General features: G+C 63.4%; 17 protein-coding genes and 1 pseudogene. 5 read left to right on the top strand and 13 right to left on the bottom strand.

What is annotated here, in order from left to right; genetic code table 11:
- The 4 genes from CAF79_RS22765 to CAF79_RS22780 all read right to left on the bottom strand — a co-directional run.
- Positions 1 to 768, bottom strand: a 768-nt coding sequence (locus CAF79_RS22765; RefSeq protein WP_371917937.1) for a toxin VasX, incomplete at its 3' end; no start/stop codon positions are given.
- On the bottom strand, positions 765 to 1,631 hold the full coding sequence (locus CAF79_RS22770) for a DUF4123 domain-containing protein (protein ID WP_085700419.1): 867 nt from the start codon (positions 1,629 to 1,631) through the stop codon (positions 765 to 767). The genes CAF79_RS22770 and CAF79_RS22765, both read right to left, overlap by 4 nt.
- On the bottom strand, positions 1,628 to 3,631 hold the full coding sequence (locus tag CAF79_RS22775; RefSeq protein WP_085700420.1) for a type VI secretion system tip protein VgrG: 2,004 nt from the start codon (positions 3,629 to 3,631) through the stop codon (positions 1,628 to 1,630). The genes CAF79_RS22770 and CAF79_RS22775 overlap by 4 nt, the downstream gene beginning before the upstream one ends.
- 232 nt (positions 3,632 to 3,863) lie before the next feature.
- On the bottom strand, positions 3,864 to 14,390 hold the full coding sequence (locus tag CAF79_RS22780) for an autotransporter-associated beta strand repeat-containing protein (protein WP_085700421.1): 10,527 nt from the start codon (positions 14,388 to 14,390) through the stop codon (positions 3,864 to 3,866).
- 314 nt (positions 14,391 to 14,704) lie between these two features.
- On the opposite strand from CAF79_RS22780, the gene CAF79_RS22785 reads away from it, so the two are divergent.
- Together CAF79_RS22785 and CAF79_RS22790 are read left to right on the top strand one after the other, a co-directional pair.
- Positions 14,705 to 15,664 carry a nucleoside-specific channel-forming protein Tsx gene (locus tag CAF79_RS22785; protein WP_085700422.1) on the top strand — a complete coding sequence of 320 codons (960 nt, stop codon included), beginning with the start codon at positions 14,705 to 14,707 and terminating at the stop codon, positions 15,662 to 15,664.
- A 14-nt stretch (positions 15,665 to 15,678) separates the two neighbouring features.
- Entirely contained in the window at positions 15,679 to 16,701 is a 1,023-nt protein-coding gene (locus CAF79_RS22790; RefSeq protein ID WP_085700423.1) for a purine nucleoside permease, read from the top strand.
- Positions 16,702 to 16,771: 70 nt separating this feature from the next.
- Here the strand turns inward: CAF79_RS22790 and CAF79_RS22795 are convergent, their stop codons facing one another.
- The 3 genes from CAF79_RS22795 to CAF79_RS22805 all read right to left on the bottom strand — a co-directional run bounded on the left by CAF79_RS22795 (position 16,772) and on the right by CAF79_RS22805 (position 18,802).
- Positions 16,772 to 17,728 carry a zinc-binding alcohol dehydrogenase family protein gene (locus CAF79_RS22795; protein WP_085700424.1) on the bottom strand — a complete coding sequence of 319 codons (957 nt, stop codon included), beginning with the start codon at positions 17,726 to 17,728 and terminating at the stop codon, positions 16,772 to 16,774.
- A gap of 31 nt (positions 17,729 to 17,759) precedes the next feature.
- Positions 17,760 to 17,933, bottom strand: coding sequence for a DUF1427 family protein (locus CAF79_RS22800; RefSeq protein ID WP_007958996.1), 174 nt, complete (start codon positions 17,931 to 17,933; stop codon positions 17,760 to 17,762).
- Positions 17,934 to 18,022: 89 nt separating this feature from the next.
- A complete protein-coding gene (locus tag CAF79_RS22805; RefSeq protein WP_170929772.1) occupies positions 18,023 to 18,802 on the bottom strand; it encodes a helix-turn-helix domain-containing protein in 780 nt (259 codons plus the stop codon).
- A gap of 146 nt (positions 18,803 to 18,948) precedes the next feature.
- Between CAF79_RS22805 and CAF79_RS22810 the strand changes: the two genes are divergently transcribed.
- A complete protein-coding gene (locus tag CAF79_RS22810) occupies positions 18,949 to 19,176 on the top strand; it encodes a DUF6555 family protein (RefSeq protein WP_065259393.1) in 228 nt (75 codons plus the stop codon).
- 38 nt (positions 19,177 to 19,214) lie between these two features.
- On the top strand, positions 19,215 to 19,487 hold the full coding sequence (locus tag CAF79_RS22815) for a hypothetical protein (RefSeq protein ID WP_085700426.1): 273 nt from the start codon (positions 19,215 to 19,217) through the stop codon (positions 19,485 to 19,487).
- Positions 19,488 to 19,510: 23 nt separating this feature from the next.
- On the opposite strand, the gene CAF79_RS22820 is transcribed toward CAF79_RS22815, so the two are convergent.
- The 3 genes from CAF79_RS22820 to CAF79_RS22830 all read right to left on the bottom strand — a co-directional run bounded on the left by CAF79_RS22820 (position 19,511) and on the right by CAF79_RS22830 (position 20,695).
- Positions 19,511 to 19,678 carry a metallothionein gene (locus tag CAF79_RS22820; RefSeq protein ID WP_085700427.1) on the bottom strand — a complete coding sequence of 56 codons (168 nt, stop codon included), beginning with the start codon at positions 19,676 to 19,678 and terminating at the stop codon, positions 19,511 to 19,513.
- 69 nt (positions 19,679 to 19,747) lie between these two features.
- Positions 19,748 to 20,203, bottom strand: a complete 456-nt coding sequence (locus CAF79_RS22825; protein WP_085700428.1) for a DMT family transporter — start codon at positions 20,201 to 20,203, stop codon at positions 19,748 to 19,750.
- A 3-nt stretch (positions 20,204 to 20,206) separates the two neighbouring features.
- Positions 20,207 to 20,695, bottom strand: a complete 489-nt coding sequence (locus tag CAF79_RS22830; RefSeq protein WP_085700542.1) for a DMT family transporter — start codon at positions 20,693 to 20,695, stop codon at positions 20,207 to 20,209.
- Positions 20,696 to 20,805: 110 nt separating this feature from the next.
- Here CAF79_RS22830 and CAF79_RS22835 point away from each other — a divergent pair, with 110 nt between their 5' ends.
- A complete protein-coding gene (locus CAF79_RS22835) occupies positions 20,806 to 21,741 on the top strand; it encodes a LysR family transcriptional regulator (protein WP_085700429.1) in 936 nt (311 codons plus the stop codon).
- Positions 21,742 to 21,762: 21 nt separating this feature from the next.
- On the opposite strand, the gene CAF79_RS29760 is transcribed toward CAF79_RS22835, so the two are convergent.
- The 3 genes and pseudogenes from CAF79_RS29760 to CAF79_RS22845 form a co-directional block, all read right to left on the bottom strand.
- Positions 21,763 to 22,584, bottom strand: coding sequence for a methyl-accepting chemotaxis protein (locus CAF79_RS29760; protein ID WP_371855536.1), 822 nt, complete (start codon positions 22,582 to 22,584; stop codon positions 21,763 to 21,765).
- Positions 22,585 to 22,668: 84 nt separating this feature from the next.
- A pseudogene (locus tag CAF79_RS29765) lies at positions 22,669 to 23,445 on the bottom strand (cache domain-containing protein); the annotation flags it as partial.
- Between the two features lie 137 nt (positions 23,446 to 23,582).
- The gene (locus CAF79_RS22845; protein ID WP_085700431.1) at positions 23,583 to 24,899 is read right to left on the bottom strand and encodes a Na+/H+ antiporter family protein; all 1,317 of its coding nucleotides are present in this window, start codon (positions 24,897 to 24,899) and stop codon (positions 23,583 to 23,585) included.
- Positions 24,900 to 25,126: the final 227 nt, after the last annotated feature.

Raw genomic sequence — 25,126 nt, forward strand, 5'->3', positions numbered from 1 at the left:
GGCCAGATCGCGCATCACCCCCAGATCGTCGTTGACCAGCAGAAACAGCGTGTCGTCCTGATAGGGCCCGCGCACCCGGCCGAGGAATTCGCCGATGTGCGCCTCGCGAAAGCGCCGGGGTTGCTCCCACAGATAAGGTTCACGCTCGTGCTCGGGGGCGTCGCTGACCTGCACGGTGGGCATCCGCGTCGCGTCCGCATCGGCAACCGGCTCGGCCCCCGCCGCCACTTCCGCCAGCCACTGCCGGGTCTGCTCGACGGTGAGCAAATGCTCGCCACCGGTCAGGCAATCCACCGGTGCAAGATCGACCGCCTGCATGAAATGGTTGCGCTCTTCGCGGCTGTCCAGCACCTGATGGCATTTGCCCGCCGTCCACTGCACCTCGGCAAAGGTCACGTACAACGTACTTTGCCGGGGAAAGATCAGCGCCGGACGCTCTTCAATCGCTGCGCGCTGATCCTCGCTGACCTGTTTGCCCTGATGCAGCAGCGCCGTGACGATACCGTCGAGCATTCGGTATTCGTACAACTCGCCGCTGAGGCTGTCGATGATGTACAGCCAGCCATCACGCAGACGACGGATGCCCAGCGGGCGCGCGGTCAAGGTGTACGGCAATTTCAATTCGGTGCCCGGATCGAACGCTCTTTCCACCAGGCCGTAGCTCAGCGGCAGCAGTTGCACATGGGTTTGTTGCAGCGGGCAAGCTGCGGGCGCAACGATGGGGGCTTTCGAGGCGGCGGCAGCGTCGAGGATGGCGGGATGGGTCATGGGCGTTGCCTTTGACTGGCCCAACGCTGCGCCACATCAACGGCCAGCGCGACACGCTCGCCCGGTGATTGCAGCGATGGCGTATGGAGCAAGTGGTGGATTTGCGGGTGTTGGGCGATATCGCGGCTGTCGAGCAATGCCAACAGGTTGGAGAAGTTGAACAGCTCGGATCGGCTGCTTAGGCCAAGCGCGCTGGCCTGGGTTTCCATTTGCTGCAGCGTTGGCCAGCGCTGGGTCAGGGTTTCGCCGACATGAAATCGGGAAAAGTGCTTCAACAGATGCGTATCCAGATCCAGCAACGCTCGGCGCCGATCAACCTGATCCAGCGCCGCGTTCTGTTCAGGGTTCAGGCAATAAGGAACAGGAAGCTCCGGACATTCAGCCTGCCGAGGCCGATGGATGTGCCAGGCATCGTTGACGCAGTCCGCCGTCACCACACAGGTCAAGGGCCCGAACAAACGCTGATCGCCACTGGCATACAGCGCATGCACCACCCCGGCATCGGCCAGCCGCAACAGCGCCGATTGCCCGGCCGGCAATTCGACACTCAGCAGTTTGCGCAAATGCTCGCCAACGCTGTGCATCGGCGCGCAGCTGAACAACAGCACGCCCCACTCTTGCGCCGCGTGTTGCAGGAAGAACCGTGCCAATGGCTCGTCAGCCCGCTCGATGGCCACGAGCAGAGGCGACAGATCGCGCAGTGCCGCGAAGGGTGGCTGGTCATACAGAGCCAATGTGCTGACCGAAGGGCTGATCTGCCTCAGCCGCGTTGGCAGATCACTGATCGTCGCCCCGTCCAGCAGCAAAAAAGCCTGTTGTCGGGTCCATGGCAAATCGTCAGGCAAATCAGTCAAAAGGCTCACGCGCTGGCAGCCTCGCAGATCAGGCAACGCGAGGCGCGCGCAGACACCAGGGCGTGGCGTTGCCGAATCGGATCAAATGCCACTTTCAACAACGGCAACGCCCCAGGCACCAACGGTTCCGCCGCCATTCCCGGCGCAGGTGCGCCGCCCTGCAGAATCGGCACGCTGCTGCAAATGCCTTCGGGCCCCAGCGTCAACCAATGCCCGCCGGCCTTGATCGTCACGTGAGTCCCGCCATCGATGACCACTTGCTGGCCTGCGCCAATATGGATCTGCTGGCCCGCGCTCAGGCGCTGACTGGCGACACGAATGTGGCGGTCGCCTTGCACCCACAGATGATCGTCCTGCTTGATTTCGGTCAGGCGATTGCCATGGGTCAGATGGTGTTCGTCGCTGTGCAGCTCATGACTGGCAATGCCGCCAACGACCACGGTGCGTTGATTGTCGACCTGGACTCGCTGGTCATTGAGCACAAGCTGGACAAAGTCACGTTGCGCGCGGATGGCGATCTCTTCGGCGCCTTTTTTGTCCTCGATGCGCAGCTCGTTGTAACCGCCACCACCGGGGGTGCTCTGGCTGCGCCAGATACTGCGAGTCTGCTCTGCCGGTAGATCCAGCGGCACTGGCGTCACGGCGTTGGGCAGGCAACCCAGGACGAACGGTTTGTCCGGATCGCCCTCGCTGAACCCGACCAGCACTTCCATGCCGACGCGCGGAATCTGCACGCTGCCGTATTGGTCATGAGCCCAGCCTGTGGCTACGCGTAACCAGCAACTGGATTGTTCGTTGAGTTGGCCTTCGCGATCCCACAGCAGTTGGACTTTCACCCGGCCGTAGGCATCGCAGTAAATCTCTTCGCCGGGCGGCCCGGTCACCACGGCATGTTGGTTGCCGTTGATTCGGGGTTTACGGTGTTCGAGGGCGGGGCGAAAAATGACGTCCCAGGGCGTCGCAACGAAGTGGTTGCGATAGCCCTGAGTGAAGTCGTCTGCGGTAGCGAGGTCGGTCGTTGACTCTTCCAGCACTTGCGGTTGCCGGCCAAGATGATCGACGCTGGTCAGCAGCCATAATCCGTTGTAATCGTCGCGTGGGTGTTCCCTCATGTCGACGAAACTGCCACTGCGCAGCAGGCTCTGATCGCTGCGCCCCCGGGCTTGACGGTAATCGGCGCGATGCCGCTCAAGGGCACGCTGACTGAGATGTTTACCCCGGTCACGATGAGTGAACTGACCCGGAAAGCGGTAATCCTCAAGCACTGGAAGCCGTGCCTCTTTGGCTTCGGCGTCCAGTTGCACGGTTGGCTTTTCGAAGTGGTAATCACGGCGGCTGACGTGTGTGGTGCGGGTTTCCAGGCGGACGTTGAAGCGGTCTATGACCGCCGCTTCGGCAACCATGCCGCTGCCTTGTGCATAGGCCGTCGGTGCAGCCGGCATAGGGAAGGCGCTCTGATCATCACCGAATACCAGCAGGTGCCCGTCGCGACTGTGCTGAAAATGAAAGTGCAGCCCCTCCTCCTCACACAAGCGCTGGATGAAGAACAAATCCGTCTCGTCAAATTGCACGCAATACAGGCGAGGCCGGTATTCGGCGCTGAGCTGGAAGCACCAGGCATCCGGCTGCATGCCATGGTCACTCAACACACGAGCGATGATTTGCGGCACGCTCTGATGCTGGAAAATGCGTTGGTTATGACGATGGGCGAGATAGGCCAGATGAGGCACCAGAACAATCTGGTAGCGGGTCAGGCGTGTGCCAGAGTCACCTTGGGCGACCCGATGGATCTGGCCGTGAATGCCAGAGCCGTCCGGGCAGAACGACAAAAAGGCTGGCTGGTGCAGCAGGGATTCGAGATCAAGGTCGCGGCGTTCGCTGACCAGCTCGAGTTCGACCTCGTAGGTCTGGTTGAGCGCTTCCCTGGCCCGGAATTCGAAGACCTGAAGGTCGTGGTGAAAACCCTCTATTTCGAGTGTGAATACAACGGGTGTGCTGGCGCCAAACATCCACATTTCCCTGTACCTTTTTCAGGCTCGGGACTTTGCGTGGGTCTACGGTTCGACGCAGTCAGGACAATCGTTTAATCGTGTAGGACATGTCCGTGATGCCAGAAACAGACCTGTAGTTTCAGCAAATTCCTACAGCAAGATCCAAGTGCCGGTGAAGGCAACTGCCACTGGCTGTGATCGGGCAAAAAAAAGCCGCCCTTGCGGGCGGCTGAAGTGCTTCGCTCCTGAATCAGAACCCAAGGCTGAAGCTGATGGTCATCGCATGGTCGTTGCTCTCGTTCGACAGCTGCCCCGAATAGCCGATGCCAAGTTTGCCGGTCGGGCTGATCTGGAAGTCCACGCCTGCTTCGACCACTGCGCTGTCCTTGGCAATCGGCACGCCCTGGGTGTTGAACGAGGCGCCGCCGTCGATGAAGGTCAGGTCGGCGTCAGGCTTGGTGTCGCCGAAGGCATGCCGCCAGCCGAGCGCCGCACGCGGGGTGAATTGCCCGCCGTTGGCCAGGGTGATGACCTTGCCGGCGCGCACGCCCAGGGTCGAGAAGGTGATGTCCTGATCGGACTCGGCGCGCAGACGCCCTGCTCCGCCCTTCTCTTTGGCCTTGTCGCTGTCGTAGTTGACGTACGCCAGACCGGCGAACGGTTCCAGGGCAATTCCGGCCGCTTCTATGGCATAGCCGACTTCACCGAACACCTGAGCGCTGCGCGCGTCGTAATTGGCCTTCAACCGGTCGTTGTAGGCGCCGACGCTGACATCGCGCTTGGTTTCGATGTCGTGCCAGCTGTACGCCGCGCCAAGACGCACTGCCAAAGCGTCGAATTGCGAGTTGAGGTACGCCGCCAGGTGGTAGCTCTCGACCGTGGCATCCGAGCGACGGTCATGGGCATCCAGATCGCTGCGGGTGTAACCGGCGGCCATGCCGACGCGCCACTGGTCGTCGAGCTGCTTGTCAGTGCCGAGCATGAAGCCGCTCAGGTTGCGATCCAGTTTCGCACTGTTGCTGTCGCCGTCCGACTCGCCCCAGGCGCCGAGGGCACGGGCCCAACCGACCATTTCGCCGTGGCAGCCGTTGCTGCTCAGCTGGTTGTCGCTTGGGGCCAGGGCGCGGCGTGGATCGTCCGGCGCGCTGCACGATGGCTGGCGCATACGGTCGTTGACCGCGTCGCGCACGTAGCGCGAATCCTCGAGCATGGCGCTGGCGGTGCTGGCATGAATTTCCCCCGACAGGCTGTCGAAGGCGTTGCGTGCCCCGGCCACGCTGAGGTTGACGATTTCGCCCTGCAACGCACTGCCCGCCGCGCCGTTGCGCATCAACGCCGAAGCGGTATTGCGCTGGTTGCGGGTGGCGGCGACGTCGACGAACGAGTTGCCGTTGCGGCTGACCACCAGATTCACCGCGTTGGCGTCGTACACCAGCGCAGTATTCAGGAACGCGTATTGCGGCAGATCGGCGGCGCTGAAGGTGCCGGTCACCCCGCCACCGGCAGTGATCAGCGAGTACACGGTATTGCCGGTGAACGGTGCCAGACTGTTGACCTGCAGACCGCCGCCCAGGGTGGCACTACCACCGACCGCCAGCGGTGTGGCGGTCGGCGAGCTGACGGTCAGGGCCAGCACACCGTCGGCGGCGTTGCTCAGGTTGCCGGCGACACTCAAGGTGCCGTCCTCGCCACCGGAAGCCACCACGCCATGGTTGACCACCGAACCGACGCTGCCATTCCCGCTCAGGCCTGCGCCATTGGCCACGGTGACCTGCCCGGCGAGAGAGGCTCGCGCCGCGCGGCTGCCGACTTGCAGCACGCCTTGATCCACCGCCACGGTGCCGCTGAAGGGTTGATTACCGGTCAACAGCAAGCGTGCTGCACCGCGTTTGGCCATGGCTCCGACACCGCTGAGGCGTCCGTTGAACTGACCATTGGCGTTCTGCTGGAACACCAGCGAGGCGTTGTTGAGGATGTTGCCTTGCAGGCTGAGGGTATTACCGATCAGCGTACCGCCGCTGACGGTGGTGCCGCCGCTGTAGGTGTTGGCCCCGCTGAGAACCAGAGTGCCGGAATCGAGCTTCTCGATGCCGCCACTGCCCACCAGCGGTACGGAGATTTCCGTGCTGCCACCGGCATTCACTCGCACCGGCGCGAGGCTGCCGCCCGGACCGTTGACCGGGGTCAGCGTACCGCCAGCACCTGGAACCAGGTTGTAACCGCTGGCGAGGAACTGCAACCCGGTGAAGTTCTGATTGCCTTGCACGGTGACCGTCCCGCTCTGCCCGCCGAACACGGCGAACTGACCGTTCGACGCCAGTGCCTGAGTACCGCTCGGATCGGTCCAGTTGGTGCCCGGGCCCCACACGCCACTTCCGCCCCCGATGCTGCCATCCGGGTTGGTGGTGCCGCCGTTCCAGAACTGCACTTCACCCGGCGTGTTCTGCACCAGCAGGTTGACCTGATTGGCCAGCGCGGTCTGCAGGGTCAGGTTGGCCGCCGACACCGGCAGGCTGCCGTAGACCAGACCGTTGTCGGTCAGGCTGCCGCCGTAGCTGAACAGTTGATAGACCCCGGTGCCGAAACCGCCGGCGTTGCTGATATTCAGCGTGCCGTCGAGGGTCAGGTTGCCGGCGACGTTGACCACCGTGGTGGAACTCGCAGCCGAGCCCAGGGAGAAGTCCAGGTTGGTGCCCGACGACAACGCCAGCGAACCGACCGACAGCGGCGTCGCAGTGCCGCCGCCCGTCAGCGTCGCACCGTTGGCCAGTTGTACGGCGCCTGCGAATACGCCGCTGCCGCCGATTTTCGCCCCGCTGGCGACATTGACGCTGGCACTGTTGAGCACACCGTTGACGTTCAGCGAACCGGCCTGCACCGATGTGTTGCCGGTGAAGGTATTGTTGCCGGTCAGCAGCAAGGCGCCGGTACCGGTTTTATTGAGTGTGCCGGCGCCCGTCAGATTGCCGGTGTAGCTGCCGTCACTGTTCTGCTCGAAGGTCAGCGTCGCGTTGTTGACGATGGCGCCTTGCAGGCTGCTGGTGTCGCCACGGGTGCTGCCGCCGTTCAGCGTCGTACCGCCGCTGTAGGTGTTGGCGCCGCTGAGGACGAGGTCGCCACTGCCGTTTTTCACCAGACTGCCGCTGCCGGTGATCGCGCCGATCAGCGTGGTGTCCTGGTTGCCGGCCAGGGTCAGTTGCGCCCCCAGGTTGATGGCGTTGGCCAGTTGCAGTGCAGAGGTGCTGTCCAGGGTGCCGTTGCCCAGCACGCTGAGGGCGCCGCTGCTGATCGCACTGTTGTTGCCCAGAATCAGCGAGCCGCCGGACAGTTGAGTACCGCCGCTGTAAGTGTTGCTGCCGTTGAGGGTCAGGCTCGATGCGCCGGTCTTGATCAGATTGCCGCTGCCGCTGACCACACCGCCGAGGGTCAATGCGTTGGAGCCGGCGACGGTGAGTCCGCCGTTGAGCACCACGGCGTTGGCCAGGCTGACCGCTGTGTTGCTGTCCAGCGCCGTGCCGTTGGCGGCGGTCAATACGCCGGTGCCAAGGGCCGAGTTATTGCCGACCACGATCTTGCCGCCGTTGAGCGCGGTGCCGCCGGTGTAACCGTTGGCCGCGTTGAGCACCAGGGTGCCGGTGTCGTACTTGCCCAGTGTGCCAGCGCCGTTGAGCGCCACGCCCACGGTGGCGGTGACGTTCGGGTCGACCCGCACGGTCGCGTTACCCAGCGATCCGTTGACCAGATTCAGCGAACCGGCCGTGCCGTTCTGCAGGCTGTAGCCATCGGTGACGAACTGCATGCCGGTGATGGTTTGCGCACCGTTCACCGTGACGGTGCCCGCCGTCCCCTGGAACACCGCGAAGCTGTTGCTCCAGGCCTGGTTGGTGGTGCCGTTGACGTCGGTCCAGTTGGTGGTGCCGGTGCCCCAGGTGCCGCTGCCGCCATCCACCGAACCGTTGGCGACAAGTTGGTTGCCGTCCCAGAACTGCACGGTAACGCCCGGTGCGGTAACCAGCAGGTTGATCTGGTTGGCCAGCGCGGTTTGCAGGGTCAGGTCGCCCGGCGTGACGCTGCCCGGCACGGTGCCGATCAGCATGCCGTTGTCGGTCAGGCCACCGGTGTAGTTGATCAGGCGATATACGCCGCTGCCGAATCCGCCGATATCGCTGACGTTGAGGGTACCGTCGAGGGTCAGGTTGCCGCCGACGTTGACCAGCGCGTTGCCGCCACCGGACACCGGTGTGCCGAGGCCGACATCGAAGTTGGAGTTGGCGTTGAACACCAGCGAATTCACCGACAGCGTGCTGCCGGTAGCGCCGGCCAGATGGCCACCGTCCGCCACGGTCACGGCCCCGCCGAGCGAGCCGCCGCCGGTCAGGGTGCCGCCGCTGTTGACCAGCACATTGGCGCTGTCCAGCGAGCCGCTGACGTTCAAAGTACCGGCGTTGACCGTGGTGTTACCGGTCAGGCTGTTGAGGCCGGTCAGGGTCAGCGTTCCGGTGCCGAGTTTGCTCAGTTCGCCGGTGCCGGTGAGCACGCCGTCGAAAATACTGCTGGCGTTGTTACCGCCGATGCTCAGTGTATTGCCGCCGCCGATCAGTGCGGTGCCGCTGCCGGTCAGGCTGGCGAGGCTGCCGGAGCCGCCGAGGTTGAGGGTCGCCGCAGCGCCGAGATTGACCCCGGCGTTGCTGCCCAGCGCCGAGTTGCCCAAGGTGGTGAGGCTGCCGGCCTGCACGTCGAAGGTACCGCTGAAGGTGTTGTTGCCGGTCAGCGTCAGGTCGGCCAGACCGTTCTTGGTCAGTGTGCCCGCGCCGGCGATCACGCCACCGAGCGTCAGGTTGTTGTTGCCGGCCACGCTCAGGTTGGCATTGACGTTAAGGTTGTTGGCCAGCACCAGCGGCGCCGTGCTGTCGAGAGTCGAGGCGCCCGCCACGGTCACCGCGCCGGAACCCAGGCCCGCCGAGGTGCCGAGGGTCACGGTGCCGGCGTTCAGCGTGGTGCCGCCGCTGTAGGTGTTGATGCCGTTGAGGGTCAGGTTGGAGGCCCCGTTTTTGATCAGTGCCCCGCTGCCGCTGACCACACCGCCGAGGGTCACGTCGCTGCTGCCGGTGTTGGTCAGATTGGCGTTGAGTACCACGTTGTTGCCCAGCGACACCGAGGTGTTGCTGTCCAGCGCCGAGGCACCGGCCACGGTCAGGTTGCCCAGACCGAGGGCGCCGTTGCTGCCGGCGGTCAGGGTGCCGGCATTGAGGGTGATGCCACCGAGGAAGTTGTTGGCACCGCTGAGGATCAGATTGGCTGCGCCGTTCTTGGTCAGGCTGCCGGCGCCATTGATGGCTCCGCTGAGTGTCAGATCGTTGCTGCCGACCACGCCAAGGTTGCCTGCCAGGTTGATCGCATTACCCGCCGTGACGGCGCCGCTGGCATCCAGGGTGGTACCGTTCGCCGCGTTCAGGGTGGCAGAGCCCAGCGCCGCGTTCGACGCCAGGATCAGACCGCCCGCATTCAGTGCCACCGGGCCGAGGAAAGCGTTGTTGCCGCCGAGCGTGAGGCTGGCCGAACCGTTCTTGATCAAGCCACCGGTACCGGAAATGACACCGTTGAGGGTCAGCGCATTGCTGCCCAGCACGGTGAGGTTACCGTTCAGCGTGGTCGCATTAGTCAGGGTCACGGCGGTGTTGCTGTCGAGTTGCGTGCCGGCGTTGGCGATCAGCGCGCCGCTGCCCAGTGCGGTATTGCTGCCGACCACCAGGGTGCCGCCATCGAGTTGCGTGCCGCCGGTGTAGCTGTTGGCGCCGTTGAGTACCAGGGTGCCGCTGTCGAGCTTGTTGAGAATCCCGCTGCCGTCAATGTTCACGCCGACCGTGGCAGTCACACCCGGATCGACCCGCATCGCCGTGGTGCCACCGCTGCCGTTGACGGCGGTCAGCAGTCCCGACATACCGTTGACCACGTTGTAGCCGTCCGTGAGGAACTGCATCCCGGTGAACAGCTGCGTGCCGTTGACCGACACCGTGCCCGCCGTGCCCTGGAACACCGCGAAGTCGCCGGCCCAGGTCTGGTTGAGCGTCCCGTTGACGTTGGTCCAGTTGGTGTTGACGGCATCCCATGCTCCGCTGCCGCCATCGACCGTACCGTTCGGGATCGTCTGGCTGCCATCCCAGAAGCGAATATTGGCGTTCGGCGCGGACACCAACAGGTTGATCTGGTTACCGACCGAGGTCTGCACCACCAGATCGCCCAGGCCAAACCCCACAGGTACACCGGCCACGGTCAGGCCGTTGTCGGTCAGTGCCCCCGTGTAGTTGAACAAGCGATAGACCCCGACGCCGAATCCGCCGGCATCGGTAACGTTGAGATTGCCGTCGAGTGTCAGGTTGCCGCCGATGTTCATCAGCGAGGTGGTCGATGGCGTCGCGAGGTTCGCATCGATATTGCTGTTGGCAGCCAGAACCAGTGACGCGGCAGACAGGGTATTGCCCGAAGACAACGCCAGGTGGCCGCCATTGTTGACGTTGAGGGTTCCGAGGATCGAACCGCTGCCGGTAACGCTCGCGCCGGTATTGACGTTGACCTGGGCGCTGGCCAGCGAACCGCTGAGGTTCAGGGTGCCGCCGTTGACGGCAGTGTTGCCGACGAGGCCATTGATCCCGGTCAGGTTCAGTGTGCCGGTGCCGACTTTGGTCAAACCGCCATTGCCGCTGAGATCGCCGTCGAAGGTGCTGGTGCTGCTGACCCCGCCCACGGTCAAAGTGTTACCGCCACCGATCTGCACGCCGCCGCTGCCGCTCAGGCCATTGAGGCTGGCATTGCTGCCGAGGTTGAGGCTGGAGCCGGCGCTGACGTTGGCGCCGGAGGTATTGCCGAGTGCGCCGCTGGTAAGAGTGCTGACACTGCCGGAGAGGATGTTCAGCGCACCGGTGAAGGTGTTGGTGCCGCTGAGGGCCAGGTCATCCAGGCCGGTTTTGATCAGGTTGCCGGCACCGTCGATCACCCCGCTGAGGTTCAGACCGTTGTTGCCGGCCACGGTCAGGTCGGCATTGAGCGTGATGTTGTTGCCGACGCTGAGCGCACTGCTGTTATCCAGCGTTGCTGCGCCTCCGACGGTCAGGCCGCCACTGCCCAGGGCACCGGCCGAGCCCAGCGTCAGCGTGCCCGCATTGAGCGTAGTGCCGCCGCCGAAGGTGTTGCTGCCATTGAGCGTCAGGTTGGCCGCGCCGTTCTTGATCAACTGGCCGGCGCCGCTGACGACACCGCCGAGGGCCAGGTTCTGGGTACCACCGACACTGAGCGCTGCGTTAAGGACAACCGCGTTGGCCAGGCTGGCCAGCGAGGAACTGCTGTCGAGCGTGGCGGCACCGCCGACGGTCAAGGCCCCCGTGCCCAGTGCCGAGCTGTTGCCGACGGTCACGGTACCGGCGTTCAAGGTAGTGCCGCCGATGTAGGTATTGGTGCCGTTCAGATTCAGGTTGGCCGCACCGTTTTTCACCAGACTGCCGGCCCCGGCAACGGTGCCCGTGAGGGTCAGGTCGGCGCTGCCACCGACATTCAGCGCGCCGGCAAGGTTGACCTGGTTGCCCAGGCTGACGGCGGCGTTGGTATCCAGCGTGGTGCCGGCGGCCGCATTCAGCGCACCACTGCCCAGCGCGGTGTTGCTGCCGACGATCAGTTTGCCGACGTTCAACGCGGTGTTGCCGAAGTAGGTGTTGGCGCCGTTGAGGACCAGATCGGCCGGACCGTTTTTGATCAGGCCGCCGACACCGGCGACGACACCATTGAGCGTCAGGGCATTGCTGCCGCCGAGGGTCACGTTGCCGCCGAGGTTGACGTTGTTCGCCAGGCTGGTCGCGGTGCTGGCGTCCAGCGTGGTGTTGTTGCCGGCGTTGAGGATGCCGGTGCCGAGGGCGGTGTTGGAGCCGACGATCAGTGTCCCGGCGTTCAGCGACGTAGAGCCGGTGTAGGTGTTGTTGCCGGTCAGGGTCAGGGTCGACGCGCCGGTCTTGATCAGGTTGCTTCCGCCACTGATCACGCCGCCGAGGGTCAGCGGGTTGGCGCCGCCGGCGGTGAGGTTTGCATTGAGGGCAATCGCATTGTTCAGCGTGACGTTGGCGCTGCTGTTGAGCGAGCCGCCCGAGCCACCCACGGTGAGCGTACCGGTGCCGAGAGCCGCCGCGTTGCCGACGGTCAGGCTGCCGGCGTTGAGCGCCGTGCCACCGGTGAAGGTGTTGACGCCGTTGAGGGTCAGGTTGGCGGTGCCGTTCTTGATCAATTGACTGGCGCCGCTGATGACACCGCCCAAGGTCAGGCCATTGCTGCCGCCGATGCTCAGATTGCCGTTGAGCGCTACGTCGTTGCTCAGGCTGACGGCGGCGCTGCTGTCCAGGGTCGCGGCGTTGGCGACGGTCAGGCTGCCGCTGCCCAGTGCGCCGGCATTGCCGACAGTCAGAGTACCGGCATTCAACGTGGTGCCGCCGAGGAAGGTGTTGGCGCCGCTGAGAATCAGGTTGGCCGCGCCATTCTTGGTCAGCCCGCCGTTGCCGCTGACCACGCCACCCAGGGTCAGGTTGGCGTTGCCGGCAATGTTCAGATTGCCGCCGAGCGCGACGGCATTGCCCAGCGCCACGGTGGCGCTGGCATCGAGCGTAGTGCCCGCCGCCGTGGTCAGTGCGCCCGTGCCCAGCGCGGTATTGGAACCGACAATCAGCGTCCCGGCATTCAGCGTCGTACCGCCGGAGAACGTGTTATTGCCGCTGAGGGTCAGGTTCGCGGTGCCGTTCTTGATCAGGTTGCCGGCACCGCTGATGACCCCGCTCAGGCCCAGTGCCTGCGTTCCGCCAATGGTCAGGTCCGCCGCCAGCGCCACCGCGTTGGCCAGGGTCACCGCCGTGGTCGCATCCAGCGTGGTACCCGCCGCCGCATTCAGCGCGCCGGTGCCGAGGGCGGTGTTGCTGCCGACCAGCAAGGTGCCGCCGTTGAGCGCGGTGGTGCCGCTGTTGGTGTTGTTGCCGGTCAGGGTCAGGCTGGCCGTGCCACTCTTGGTAATCGCGCCGGTGCCGGAGAGAATGCCGGACAGGGTCAGGGCATTGCTGCCGAGCACGTTCAACGCGCCGGTGATGCCGATGTTGTTGGCCAACGTCACGTTGGCGGTGCTGTCCAGGCTGGTGCCGGTGGCGGTGTTGAGCACCCCGGTGCCCAAGGCATTGTTGTTGCCGACGCGCAAGGTGCCGGCACTCAAGGTCGTGGTGCCGCTGTAACCGGTGTTGGCGCCGCTGAGCGTCAGGCTGCCGCTGCCAGTCTTGGTCAGGCCGCTGGCGCCGCTGATCAGCCCGCCCAGGGTCAGGGCCCCGGTGCCGGTCGCCGTCAGTGTGCTGTTGAGGGTGAGCGCGTTGTTCAACGAAATCGGGCCGGAGGCCGAAATGCTCGACGCGCCGCCAACGGTAATGCCGCCGGCACTGAAGGCCTGATTGTTCCCCACCTGCACCACGCCACCATTGAGCACGGTACTGCCGGTGTAGGTATTGACCCCGTTGAGGTTGAGCTGGCCGCTGCCGATCTTGGTCAGGCCGCCGCTGCCGGACAGCACGCCGCTGAGCGTTGTGGCGTTGGTCCCCTGCACCGTAAGGCCGCCGGCACCCAGCGAGATCAGGTTGCTGATGTTCAGTCCGGCAGAGCTGGCCTGCAGGATGCCGCCATTGGACGTCAATACACCGCTGCCGAACGCGCCATTGTCATTGAACAGCGCGACACCGCCATTGAGGGTCGTCGCCCCGCTGACCAACGGTCCCTGCAGGGTCCAGGTGCCGCTGTTGAGGGTCAGGTTGTTGAAGTTGACATAGGTGGCGCTGGACGCCGTGCCTGAACCGGTGGTGCCGCCGCCGACACCGATGGGGTTTTGCAGAATCAGGGTATTGGTGCCACCCGCACCGCCATCGATCGTGCCGGTCGGGGCGAAGGTCAGGTTGATGCCGATCAGGCCGCCGAGGCCGACGGTGACTTGCACGCCGTCACCGACGTTTACGCTCGAACCGGTGATCGCGTAGAACGTGTTGGTGCTGCCCGCGCCCATCGACACGCTGCCGGTGATGTTACCGGCGTTGGTGAAGGTATTGCCCGCCGCCGATGTCTCGAAGGCCACCCGGCCGTTGATCGTGCCGGTGCTGCTGTTGTTCATGACGACTTGTGAACCGCCATACACACCCACCACCGGCGTATCGGCCAGGGTGATCCCGCCCACCGACAGACCGGTTGAGGTGATCGTCCCGTTGTTGGTGATGGTGGTGGTGCCGGCCGCCGCATTGTTGACCCCTATCCCCAGGCCATCGATGCTGGTCAGGTTGAGGCCGAGCAACATGCCGGTGCCACGAATGAGGCCGCTGGCGTTGTTGAGCACGCTGACCGTGCTGGAGGCGCCCGTTCCGATGAACGCGCCGCCGCTGAGCACGGACACCAGGCCCAGCAATGCAGGGTCGATGGTGCCGGAGTTGTTCAGGCTGATGTTGACGCCCGTCAGGTTGAGCACCTTGCCGCCGAGCGTCGCGTTCATCTGCGCGCCCGAGTTGACGTTGACTGTCAGGCCGTTGCTGGCACTGCTGAAGTCATTGAGAAACAGCGGCAGGCTCGGCACCCCGGTGCAGGTCACCGTGGATCCGGCAGTGGAACAGGTTGCAAGCGCCGGTGCACTGACACCGCCGAACAGAAATCCGGCAACGCTCAGGTGCACAGCAAGGGAAAGCGGGGAAAAACGCGAAACGAGGGCGACACCAAACCTTGCTTCCACGGGATACTCCTTTCGTGGTCAATTTCATCCTTGAAAGCGCGCAACGGCAGGCAAATCGAACACGCGCATCAAGAGCGCGACGGTCTTCCAACCGTCTCATTCCCCAAAGACGCTAGTTGATGCCCTGCAATGGAACATTGGTTAAATGGCATTAATACTTTTGTGATAGAGCCTTCAGGAATAAGGATCCATCAGGTGCGCGCGCAAAACTGGTATGACTTGTGCAAACGTTTGCGAAGCGTCAATCCCGACACTTTGCCTCCACAATCGCACCACCCCGCCGTTACGGGGCCGATCCACAAAAAGGACTTTGAATGCACGTTTCTTCCAGCCGCCGCCGTCGCGGTATGCGTACCTTTGCTGTTTCCCTCCTACTGGCCGGCGTTACCGGAGTTCTCAGCCAGACAGCACTGGCACAACCTGCCTTGCCCGAAGAATCCGCCCAGGGCGAAGCCCTCAGCCCCGAAGTCAGCCCACCGAAAAAAGGCGAATACCTGTCGGACTGGTACAACCAGGACCTGACCCTGATCGGCAGCAAGGACATCAGCTTCGGCCCGCAACCGGCCGACGACATCTACCTGGAATACGAGTATTTCGGGCGCAAGGGCCCGTTCGAGCTGTACGGCTACATCGACATCCCGAAAATCTTCAACATCGGCAACAGCCACGACAAAGGTGTGTGGGACCACGGTTCGCCGGTGTTCATGGAGCACGAACCGCGCATCTCCATCGACTACCTCGCCGGTCGCAGCCTGGCCATCGGCCCGTTCAAGGAATGGTACGTGGCGTTCGACTGGATCTACGATCACGGCAGCCGCAAAGAGAATCGCGCCAACACGCTGTACAGCGGTTTAGGCACCGACATCGACACCCATTCGCGGGTCAATCTGTCGGCCAACCTGTACGGGCGCTACCAGTGGGAAAACTACGGCGCCAGCAATGAATACTCGTGGGACGGCTACCGCGCACAGCTCAAGTACATCGTGCCGATCGACAAATTCAGCAACGGTGCGTCGCTGACCTACATCGGCTTTACCAACTTCGATTTCGGCTCGGACCTGCACAAGGACAACCCGGCGCGCACCGCCAATGCCACGGTGGCGACCAACGTGTTGCTGTACTCGTTCACCCACTTGCGCTTCACCCTGGTCGGCCGTTACTTCCACAACGGCGGCAACTGGGAGGACGGCAGCGAGCTGAACTTCGGCGACGGCAACTTCCGCGCACGTTCCAATGGCTGGGGTTATTACGCCGGCATCGGTTATCAGTTCTGAATCAAGGAGCAAACATGAAAGCAATGACGCGTGTATCACTGGCCGCTGCCGCCCTGCTCTCGTCCCCCGCGTGGGCGACCGAGGCACCGATTCAACCGAAAGTGGTGCTGATCACCATGTTCGCCCCGGAGGCACAGCACTGGATCGATCGCCTCGAACTCAAGCAGGAAATCCGCGTACCGGGCCTGTCGGCCGAGTACCCGACCGTTCGCTGCAACACGCAGCAGGTGTGCCTGATGACGACCGGCATGGGCCAGACCAACGCCGCCGCCTCAACCCTGGCACTGGCGCTGTCGCCGAAATTCGACCTGCGCAAAAGCTACTTCCTGATTGCCGGGATTGCCGGCATCAGCCCGAAACACGGGACCATCGGTACCGCTGCGTGGGCGCATTATCTGGTCGAATTCGGCACCCAGTGGGAACTGGACTCGCGCGATGCACCCTCGAGCTGGCCGACCGGTTACCTCGGCATCAACACCAAAGGCCCGAACGAAAAACCACCGCTGGACTACAAGACCGAAGTCTTCGAACTCAACCCGAAACTGCAAGCCAAGGCCTTCGCCCTGAGCCACAAGGTCAAACTGAGCGAAAGCAAAGAGTCGGCCGAATGGCGCCTGAAATACCCGGCAGCACCGGCCAATCAGCCGCCGGTGGTCACCCGTTGCGACACGCTGGCGGGCAACACCTGGTTCTCCGGCACACGCCTGAGCGAACGCGCCGAGGTCTGGACCAAATTGCTGACCGACAACAAGGGCGAGTACTGCACCACCCAACAGGAAGACAACTCCACCTACGAGGCTTTGTTGCGCGCCAGCCGCGAGGGCCTGGTGGACGTGCAGCGCCTCGCCGTGGTGCGCGCCGGCTCTGACTTCGACCGCCCGGCGCCGGGTGGCAGCGAAGTGGACAACCTGCTCAAGTACGCCGATCAGGGCGGATTTGTGCCGGCCCTGGAAAACCTCTATCGCACGGGGAATCCCCTGGTGCAGGACATCCTGAAAAACTGGTCGGCGTGGGAGAACGGCGTCCCGCAGTCCTGAAACCCACAAAGCCCTGAGGGTGCGAACGCGCTCCCGCAGGGCTGTGTGATGACATGAATAACAGCGACGATCAGGGGATAAGAATCACTTTGTCACCGCTGCCCTGATTCACATCCGCATAGCGCGCCAGCCCTTCGGCCAACGGCGCTTCGACCAGCCCTTGCGGCAGTGGCAGCAGGTCTTCGTCGAAGAACCGGCCGAACTGCTCGAGCATCGCCGCGCAGGCTTCAACGCCGTACAGCAACGAGTTGATACCGACTACCGAACCGCCCTTGCGATACAGCGCCAGTGCCGGCAGTTGCACATGCCCGTCCACCGGCGCAGCGATGATCGCGATCCGCCCGAAGGGCGCCAATGCCGCGACTGAGGCCGGCAGCCAGAAACCGGTGGTGTCGAAGATCACATCGGCGCCACCGCGATACACCGCGTTGACCTGTGCACCCAGATCCTCGGGTTTATCCAGCTGAATCGTCTGATAACCCTGAGCCTGCAAGTCTTTGACCTGCTCCGGACGCCGCGCTGCCGCCAGCAACTGCGCGCCGCGCACCTTGGCCAACGCCAGCGCCGCCGTCGCCACCGCCCCGCCGCCGATCACCAGCAAACGGGTTTCGGCACTGACCAGACTGCGCTCCAGTGCATCCCACGCCGTGGTGTAAGGCACGCCGAGGCTGGCAGCCTGGGTGAAGCTCAAATGCGAAGGCTTGTGCGCCACGCCATTGGCCGGCAGTTTGACGAACTGCGCATGGGAGCCATCGGCAAAAAAGCCCAGCTCACGCCCGGTGCCCCAGACTTCCTGACCGATCAACGCCTGCGGCCCTTCGACCACCACACCGGCAAAGTCCCGACCGGGAATACGTGGCAGCGTGGTGTACGGGAAACGCCCGAGCACGTTCTTCACGTCACTGGGATTGAGGCCCGCCGCCTTGATCTGCACCAGTACCTCGTCGGCCCCCGGCACCGGCGTCGGCACCTCGACGAAGCGCAGGGACGACAGGTCACCGGTTTTATCGAATTGCAGTGCTTTCATGGAAATCTCCACCGAAGGAAAAAGACAGGATTCAGGACAGCCAGCCACTGACCAGTTGCCGGCCCATCGGCCACAACTGCTCGCCCGCCAGCATGCCCAGCAGGCCCACCAGCGCGATGGTCGGCGGCGCCGGAGAACGGACATCCAGCGCGCCATACAGCAGGCCGACACCCAGACCGACGCCCAGTGAAATCAGGTAATTCATGGGATCACTCCGCCACACAAAGGGAATGGGCAAAGTCTAGGGAAAGGCTGCGACCGGCATCGGCCAAGGACTTCTGAATTTCGGCCAAATCAGCCGGCGAGCGGCCCGCCATCGAACTGCGAAGGCGCGACACCCAGCTCCCGGCGGAACATGTCGCTGAAACTGCTCGGCGAATAACCCAGCTCACGGGCGATCGCGCTGACCGGCACGCCCTGGATCAACTCCGCCACCGCCGTCGCCAACTGCACCTGACGCCGCCACTCGGCGAAGCCCATGCCCAGCCCTTCCTTGAACAACCGCGCCAGGGTGCGCACGCTGGCCCCGGCGTTCTCGGCATGTTGCTCAAAAGGAATGTCCAGCGACGGCGCGGCCATCACCGCCTGACACAGACTCATCAACCGCCGGTCTGCATCGTCCGGCAACGGGATCTTCAGCTGTGAACGCCTTGCACGTTTCAGCTCCAGCAGCGCCAGCCCGACCAGCGCCTCGTAATACTCGGCATCTCCGCTGTCACCTTGCGCCACCAGCCCGACGATCAACTCGCGCAGCAAACCGCCGACCTCAATCACCTGCACCGTCTCATCCAGCGTCGCCGCCAGCGCCGGACGCAGATAGATATTGCGCATCTGCAAATCCGACACCACGCGAATCCCGTGCGGCACCCCCGGCGGCAACCACACCGCCCGCTGCGGCGGCACCACCAGCGCCTCGTGCGGCGTCTCGACCCACATCACCCCGCTCATCGCATACAGCAACTGGCCCCAGACATGCTCGTGCGGCTCGATGAACAACCCGCGCGGATAGGTGCGCGCCAGCGGCTGTACGGGCACATCGGTGTCAGTGAGGTCAGGAGGTGCGGCGAGGGCCATGTGGAACATTCATCGGGATTGGCGAAGGCGTCATGGTAACCAGTCAGCCCGGTCCCTCGCCATTGATAGATACCGTCGGACAATCCGAGTGAATTTTCCCGATGCCCAGCGATCCTTCTATTACCACAGGGAGGAAGACCGGCTTTATGAACAACGCAAAACTGTTTGTCATCGAATACACCCTTCACGGCGCGCCCAAGTCGTTCATTATCCGCTCGGACAGAATGGACAACACCGAGGCGTGGCACTGGGCAAGCTGCGACGCAGGGGTCGGCCGCATCCCGCGTTTCGGCCGGGAGAAAGTGCAAAAGACCAGCAAGCCGATGGCAGAAAAATTCGGCGTGGAAAACGTGACGTGGCGTCCGGCAAGCTAAGCTTGCGCGCAGCTGGGGATTATTTCGGGGGAACACACATGACAACCATCAACAGCCCGGCGCACCTGGACTATGGTCTGGACACGCTCTTTGGCCGCATGACCCGAAGCGTCGACTGTCCGGTGGGTCTGGAGCCCGTCGAAAATGATCCCTTCCGCTTCTCCCTGCGCGTGCCGGCGCCCTTGCCGCAAGACCTCGAAAAAGCCAAAACCGTCGTTGTCAGCGTTGAAGGCCGTCGGCTGCAAGGGACTGTCCGCCATGTCGAACGGCTGGACGATGACAGCCTGAAACTGGAAGTGGAGCCTGACTAGGCTCCACGTTTTCATGGCTTGCGTTATTTAGGATGCGCGCAGTGGCATCCCTTGCCGGTACATGCTTCGCCGCCCTTATGGTGATGCGCGCAGGCTTCACAGCAATAGTGTTTACCGTGCGCCACATAAGCGTGGTCGCCTTCCTTGATCTTGCAATTACAGCCCGGGCAATCGCATTTTCTATCTGGCATGGGACAGACTCCTTCGGTGGTGGTTGTCTGAGACCTGAAGAGCAGGTCGTACCACCAGTGTAGAAGCTGTCAGTCCGCCTGCCGCACACTGCTGCGATACATGAACACCAGCGCCAGCCCCAGGCAGACCATCGCCAGAATCCGCGCGCCCGACAGCTCGATGGCGGGGTTGCCCAGCCAACCGAAATTGTCGATCAACATCCCCATTCCCAACTGCCCGACAATCACCGCCACCGTCGCCACCGCAGTACCGATGCGCGGCACCGCACCCACCATGACCATCATGTACACCACGCCGAACAGTGCACCGCTGAGCTGCCATTTCGGTACGTCCAGCAGGCTGATCGCCTGGGCCGGTTCGAAAAACAGGATGAGTAGCCCCGTACTCACGGCGCCGACCGCAAACGTCAACAGGCTACTGCGCAGCACCCCAACGGTCTCCCCCAGCCGCCCGTTGATCGCCGCCTGCACACTCAACACCGCACCGGCCAACACCACCACCGCCAACAAAATAACCAGACTCATCACTCACCCCCGCGCAATCAAAACCAAAGCCGCCACAATCAACCCCAACGCCAGCCACCGTTCACCGTTGACCTTCTTGCGCGTGGCGCCAAACCAGCCGAAATGGTCGATCAGCAGACTCTTGCCGACCTGCCCGGACAGAATCGCGATCATGGTCATGGCGATGCCGATAAGCGGCGTGGCCAGCGTCAACACCACCACGTACATCGGCCCCAGAAATCCGCCGATCAACTGCCAGCGCGGCAAGTCGGTCAGCGCCGGCCCCTTCTGTGGCCCCGCAAACAGCAACAGCAAAAACAGAATCGCCGACCCGATCCCGAAGATGCTCAAGGTCGCCCACAAATGCCCGACCTGCTCACCCAAGGGCCCGAGCAATCCGGCCTCCACCGACAAACCCATGCCGGCCATGATCACCAGCGGCAACAGCAACAAACGCAAACCAGGCCGGGCGACCGGGGCCGGCGCAGCACTCACTTCATCAAACGACTGCATCTGAAAACCTCTGAAGGAAACGATGGCGCGGATTATCGGCTGGCGCAGCTGTGCGATAAATGGGAGCATCCGGACAACACTTTTGCGTAACTCGCACAGCAGGACAGACGATGCACGGGCTCAACGAACTGGGATTCAAGGCGCTAAGGCTGTTTGTGGCGGTGCTCGACCACGGCAGTTTTTCCGAAGTCGCCCGCCGCGAGGGTGTGGCGCCCTCGTCGATTTCCCGGCAGATCCAGTTGATGGAACAGGCGCTGAACCAGCAATTGCTCTACCGTCACACCCGCGCGGTCACGCCGACCGAAGCCGGGCGCATGCTCGGCCATCACGCGCGGCTGGTGCTGGTGCAACTGGAGGAGGCCGAACAGGCGTTGCAGGAACAGCAAAGCGAACCGACCGGCCTGGTACGGATCAACGCCCCGGTGGTGTTCGGCCAGCGTCACCTCACGCCATGGCTCGGGCGATTGTGCGAGCGCTATCCGAAGCTGCAACTGGACATCCAGCAGACCGACCACTACATCGATCCGCTGCAGGAAGGCGCCGACCTGCTGTTCCGCATCGGCCCGCTGCACGACTCGAGCATGCAGGCGCGGATTTTGGCGCCGCACCGTTTTCAGGTCGCGGCCAGCCCGGCGTATCTCAAGCGTTTCGGCGCGCCCCGGCATCCCGACGACCTCGCCCGCCACCAGTGTCTGGCCTACAAGGGCGCGACCGGCCAGCAACGCTGGTTCTTCCGTCAGGATCAGGGCGAGTGGACGCCGTATGCAGTCAAGGGCCCGATCACCGGTAACCACGCGGACACGCTGACCCAGGCCGCTGTGCAAGGACTGGGGCTGGTGATGTTTCCGTCATGGCTGATCGGTGAAGCGGTGCGTGAGGGCACGCTGGTGCCGTTGCTGGGGGAGTATCAGGTGTCGAACAGCGTGGAGCCGCAGCAGATTGCGGTGCTGTGGCCGGGGAGCCGGCGGTTGTCGGTGAAGGTGCGGACGGTGATTGATTTCTTTGTCGAGTGTTTTGGCGAGGTGCCGTATTGGGACAGGCCCTGACGATCTGTCCCGACAACGCCATCAGATACGGAACTGCCCCACCAACTTCCCAAGTCGCTGCCCCAGATCCGCCAGACTGCGCGAAGTCTGCGCCCCCAACTGCGTCTCATCCGCCACGTTATCCACCGCCACCGCAATCTGATGCACGCTGCGGTTGATCTCTTCCGCCACCGCCGTCTGCTCTTCAGCGGCGCTGGCAATCTGAGCATTCATCGAGTTGATCGTCGCAATCAGATCCGCCATCGCATCCAGCGACGCCCCCGCCTGATTGGCCTGGGCCGACGTACCGTCACCCGCCTCGCTGGAACGGCGCATCGCTTCAACCGCCGACTGCGTCCCCGCTTGCAAGCGATCGATCATCCCCTGGATTTCCTGAGTGCTGATCTGTGTGCGCGACGCCAGCGCCCGCACCTCGTCCGCCACCACCGCAAACCCGCGTCCGGCCTCACCGGCCCGGGCCGCTTCGATCGCGGCGTTGAGCGCCAGCAGGTTGGTCTGTTCGGCAATCGAGCGGATCACCCCGAGTACGCCGACAATCGACGACACGTCCTGTTGCAGGCTGTCGAGGGACACACCGCTGCTGCGGATGTCGTCCACCAGCGCATGAATCTGTTTGATGCTGCCGGCCACCACGCGTTTGGCGGTCTGACCTTCTTCGTCGGTCTGCTGCGCGGCGACGGCAGCGTTCTGCGCGCTCTTGGCGACTTCCTGGGCGGCGGCGGACATTTCGTTGATCGCCGTGGCCACCTGATCAGTTTCGTGGCGTTGACGCTCCATGGCCTGATCGGAGCGCTGGGCCTGATCCGAGACTTGCGTCACCAGTCCGGTCAGTTGCGAGGTCATCTCGGTGATCTGCCGCACCAGGCCGTGGATTTTGTCGACAAAGCGGTTGAACGAGCCGGCCAGTTCGCCGAGTTCGTCCTGGCTGGTGATGGTCAGGCGCCGCGTCAGGTCGCCCTCGCCCGCCGCGATGTCATCGAGGTTGGCTTTCATCAGAGTCAGCGGTCGCAGGATGGTATTGGCCAGCAGCATCCCTGCCGCCGCGATCACCAGCAGCACCACCACCGCCACGCCGACGATGCTCAGCACCACGCCCTGCATGCGTTCCTGCACCTTGGCCTCGACCACCGCCACTTGCGCTTCGATGCCATCGAGGTTGACCGACGTACCGACCGCCATGTCCCACTTCGCCAGGTATTCGGTGTAGCCGAGTTTCGGCACCAGTACTTGCGCGTTGCCCGGCAGCGGCGAGCTGTATTGCAGGTAGTGGGTGCCGTCCTTCGCGACTTTCACCAGGTCGCGATTGACGTAGACGCCGTTCGGGTCGCGGTTGTCCTTGAAGCTTTTGCCCACGCCTTCAGGATCGTTGGCCTTGAACAGGCGCACGGTCTCGGAGTCGTAGCCGAAAAAGTAGCCGTCCTTGCCGTACTTGATGCTCGACAACAGTTTGATGACCTGCGCCCGCGCCTCGGCGTCACCGGGAGCGGCAGCGTCGTACAACGGTTTGATGGTGGTCATGGCCACCGCGACATAGCTGGCCAGGGTGGCCTTGGCGTCGCCAAGCAGGCGTTCGCGAGTCTGTTCGACTTCCTTGCGCGCCTGTTCCTGAAGGATGAACAGCGTGGTCAGGCTGATCACCAGCGCAAAGAGCAAGACCGGAAGGACGGCGAGGGACAGGACTTTAGCCTTGAGACTCAGGCGCATAGGGAACTCACTTTTTTGGTTTTGTTGGCGTGGTTACAGGCTATAACGGCACGCGAAACCAAAAGTTGAGCTGCGGCTTGAGATCGTTCCCACGCGGACGGTTCGACGCCTCGACGTGGGAACGATCGACAATCAAGTCAGAGGACCATTGCGGCCACCCAGCCGAACGCCAGCAGCGGCAAATTGTAGTGCAGGAAGGTCGGGACCACGGTGTCCCAGATGTGATGGTGCTGGCCGTCGATGTTCAGACCGGAGGTCGGGCCGAGGGTCGAGTCGGACGCGGGCGAACCGGCATCGCCCAAGGCACCGGCCGTGCCGACGATGCAAACGATGGCGATCGGACTGAAGCCCAGTTGCACGCACAGCGGCACGAAAATCGCCGCCAGGATCGGCACCGTCGAAAACGACGAGCCGATGCCCATGGTCACCAGCAGCCCGACCAGCAGCATCAGCAAGGCACCGATGCCCTTGCTGTGATTGATCCACGACGCCGAAGACTCGACCAGCGTCTGCACCTCGCCAGTGGCCTTCATCACTTCGGCGAATCCGGATGCGGCGATCATGATGAAGCCGATCATCGCCATCATCTTCATGCCTTCGGTGAACAGATCATCCGTCTCGCGCCATTTGACGATACCCGACGCCGAAAAGATCAGGAAACCGGACAGCGCCCCGATAATCATCGAGTCCAGCAGCAGCTGAATAATGAAGGCCGCCGCAATGGCGACACCGGCGATCAACAGGCTTCGCGGGTTGTATTGCACCGCCACCTGCTCGACCTGCTCGATTTTTCCCAGGTCGTAGACGCGCTTCTTGCGATAGCTGATGAACGCCATGCCCAGGCCGGCCAGCATGCCCAGTGCCGGAATGCCCATGGCATGCGTGACGTTGATGCCGCTGATGTCCACGCCGCTGCGGGCAACGTTGGCCAACAGGATCTCGTTGAGAAAAATGTTGCCGAAGCCCACTGGCAAGAACATGTACGGCGTGATCAGGCCGAAAGTCATGACGCAGGCGATCAGCCGGCGATCCAGTTGCAACTTGGTCAGGACATAGAGAAGCGGCGGCACCAGCAGCGGAATGAACGCGATGTGAATCGGCAGGATGTTCTGCGAAGCGATCGCCACCACCCACAGCAGGCCGATCAGCAGCCATTTGACGCTGCCACCACCGCTCGCATGCTGGCGGTCGACCATCGCCAGGGCCTTGTCGGCCAGCGCATGGGCCAGGCCGGACTTGGCAATCGCCACGGCGAAAGCGCCGAGCAACGCGTAGGACAACGCCACCGTCGCCCCGCCACCCAGGCCACTGTTGAACGCCTTGAGCGTGGCGTCGATGCCCAGACCACCGGTCAGGCCACCGACCAGCGCACCGACGATCAACGCGATCACTACATGCACCCGGGACAGGCTGAGGATCAGCATGACGCCGACCGCAGCAATCACTGCATTCATTTCACTACCTCAAAAACACGACGGTGAAACCATCCACCGCCAGACAGGATGAGTCCGGCCGGCAAGCCACGCGGCTCGCCAGCGGATTTGCATAGAGGGTCTTATTAGAAGGGCGCGCACTGTGCCGCAGAGCGGGCGCAGTGTCAAAGCGACGGGTCGCAACACTGTGTAACTTTCCATGATCAATGCGCTGAACAGGGCATATCCGCCACAACATGCGCCAATTC

This window comes from Pseudomonas sp. B26(2017) (genome assembly GCF_002113045.1).
Classification (GTDB): Bacteria; Pseudomonadota; Gammaproteobacteria; order Pseudomonadales; family Pseudomonadaceae; genus Aquipseudomonas.

Excerpts from the sequence above, each read along its gene's own strand:
- CAF79_RS22775 (WP_085700420.1), bottom strand. The coding sequence starts at position 3,631 with ATGTTTGGCGCCAGCACACCCGTTGTATTCACACTCGAAATAGAGGGT.
- CAF79_RS22785 (WP_085700422.1), top strand. The coding sequence starts at position 14,705 with ATGCACGTTTCTTCCAGCCGCCGCCGTCGCGGTATGCGTACCTTTGCT.
- CAF79_RS22790 (WP_085700423.1), top strand. The coding sequence starts at position 15,679 with ATGAAAGCAATGACGCGTGTATCACTGGCCGCTGCCGCCCTGCTCTCG.
- CAF79_RS22795 (WP_085700424.1), bottom strand. The coding sequence starts at position 17,728 with ATGAAAGCACTGCAATTCGATAAAACCGGTGACCTGTCGTCCCTGCGC.
- CAF79_RS22800 (WP_007958996.1), bottom strand. The coding sequence starts at position 17,933 with ATGAATTACCTGATTTCACTGGGCGTCGGTCTGGGTGTCGGCCTGCTG.
- CAF79_RS22805 (WP_170929772.1), bottom strand. The coding sequence starts at position 18,802 with ATGGCCCTCGCCGCACCTCCTGACCTCACTGACACCGATGTGCCCGTA.
- CAF79_RS22810 (WP_065259393.1), top strand. The coding sequence starts at position 18,949 with ATGAACAACGCAAAACTGTTTGTCATCGAATACACCCTTCACGGCGCG.
- CAF79_RS22815 (WP_085700426.1), top strand. The coding sequence starts at position 19,215 with ATGACAACCATCAACAGCCCGGCGCACCTGGACTATGGTCTGGACACG.
- CAF79_RS22820 (WP_085700427.1), bottom strand. The coding sequence starts at position 19,678 with ATGCCAGATAGAAAATGCGATTGCCCGGGCTGTAATTGCAAGATCAAG.
- CAF79_RS22825 (WP_085700428.1), bottom strand. The coding sequence starts at position 20,203 with ATGAGTCTGGTTATTTTGTTGGCGGTGGTGGTGTTGGCCGGTGCGGTG.
- CAF79_RS22830 (WP_085700542.1), bottom strand. The coding sequence starts at position 20,695 with ATGCAGTCGTTTGATGAAGTGAGTGCTGCGCCGGCCCCGGTCGCCCGG.
- CAF79_RS22835 (WP_085700429.1), top strand. The coding sequence starts at position 20,806 with ATGCACGGGCTCAACGAACTGGGATTCAAGGCGCTAAGGCTGTTTGTG.
- CAF79_RS29760 (WP_371855536.1), bottom strand. The coding sequence starts at position 22,584 with ATGACCTCGCAACTGACCGGACTGGTGACGCAAGTCTCGGATCAGGCC.
- CAF79_RS22845 (WP_085700431.1), bottom strand. The coding sequence starts at position 24,899 with ATGAATGCAGTGATTGCTGCGGTCGGCGTCATGCTGATCCTCAGCCTG.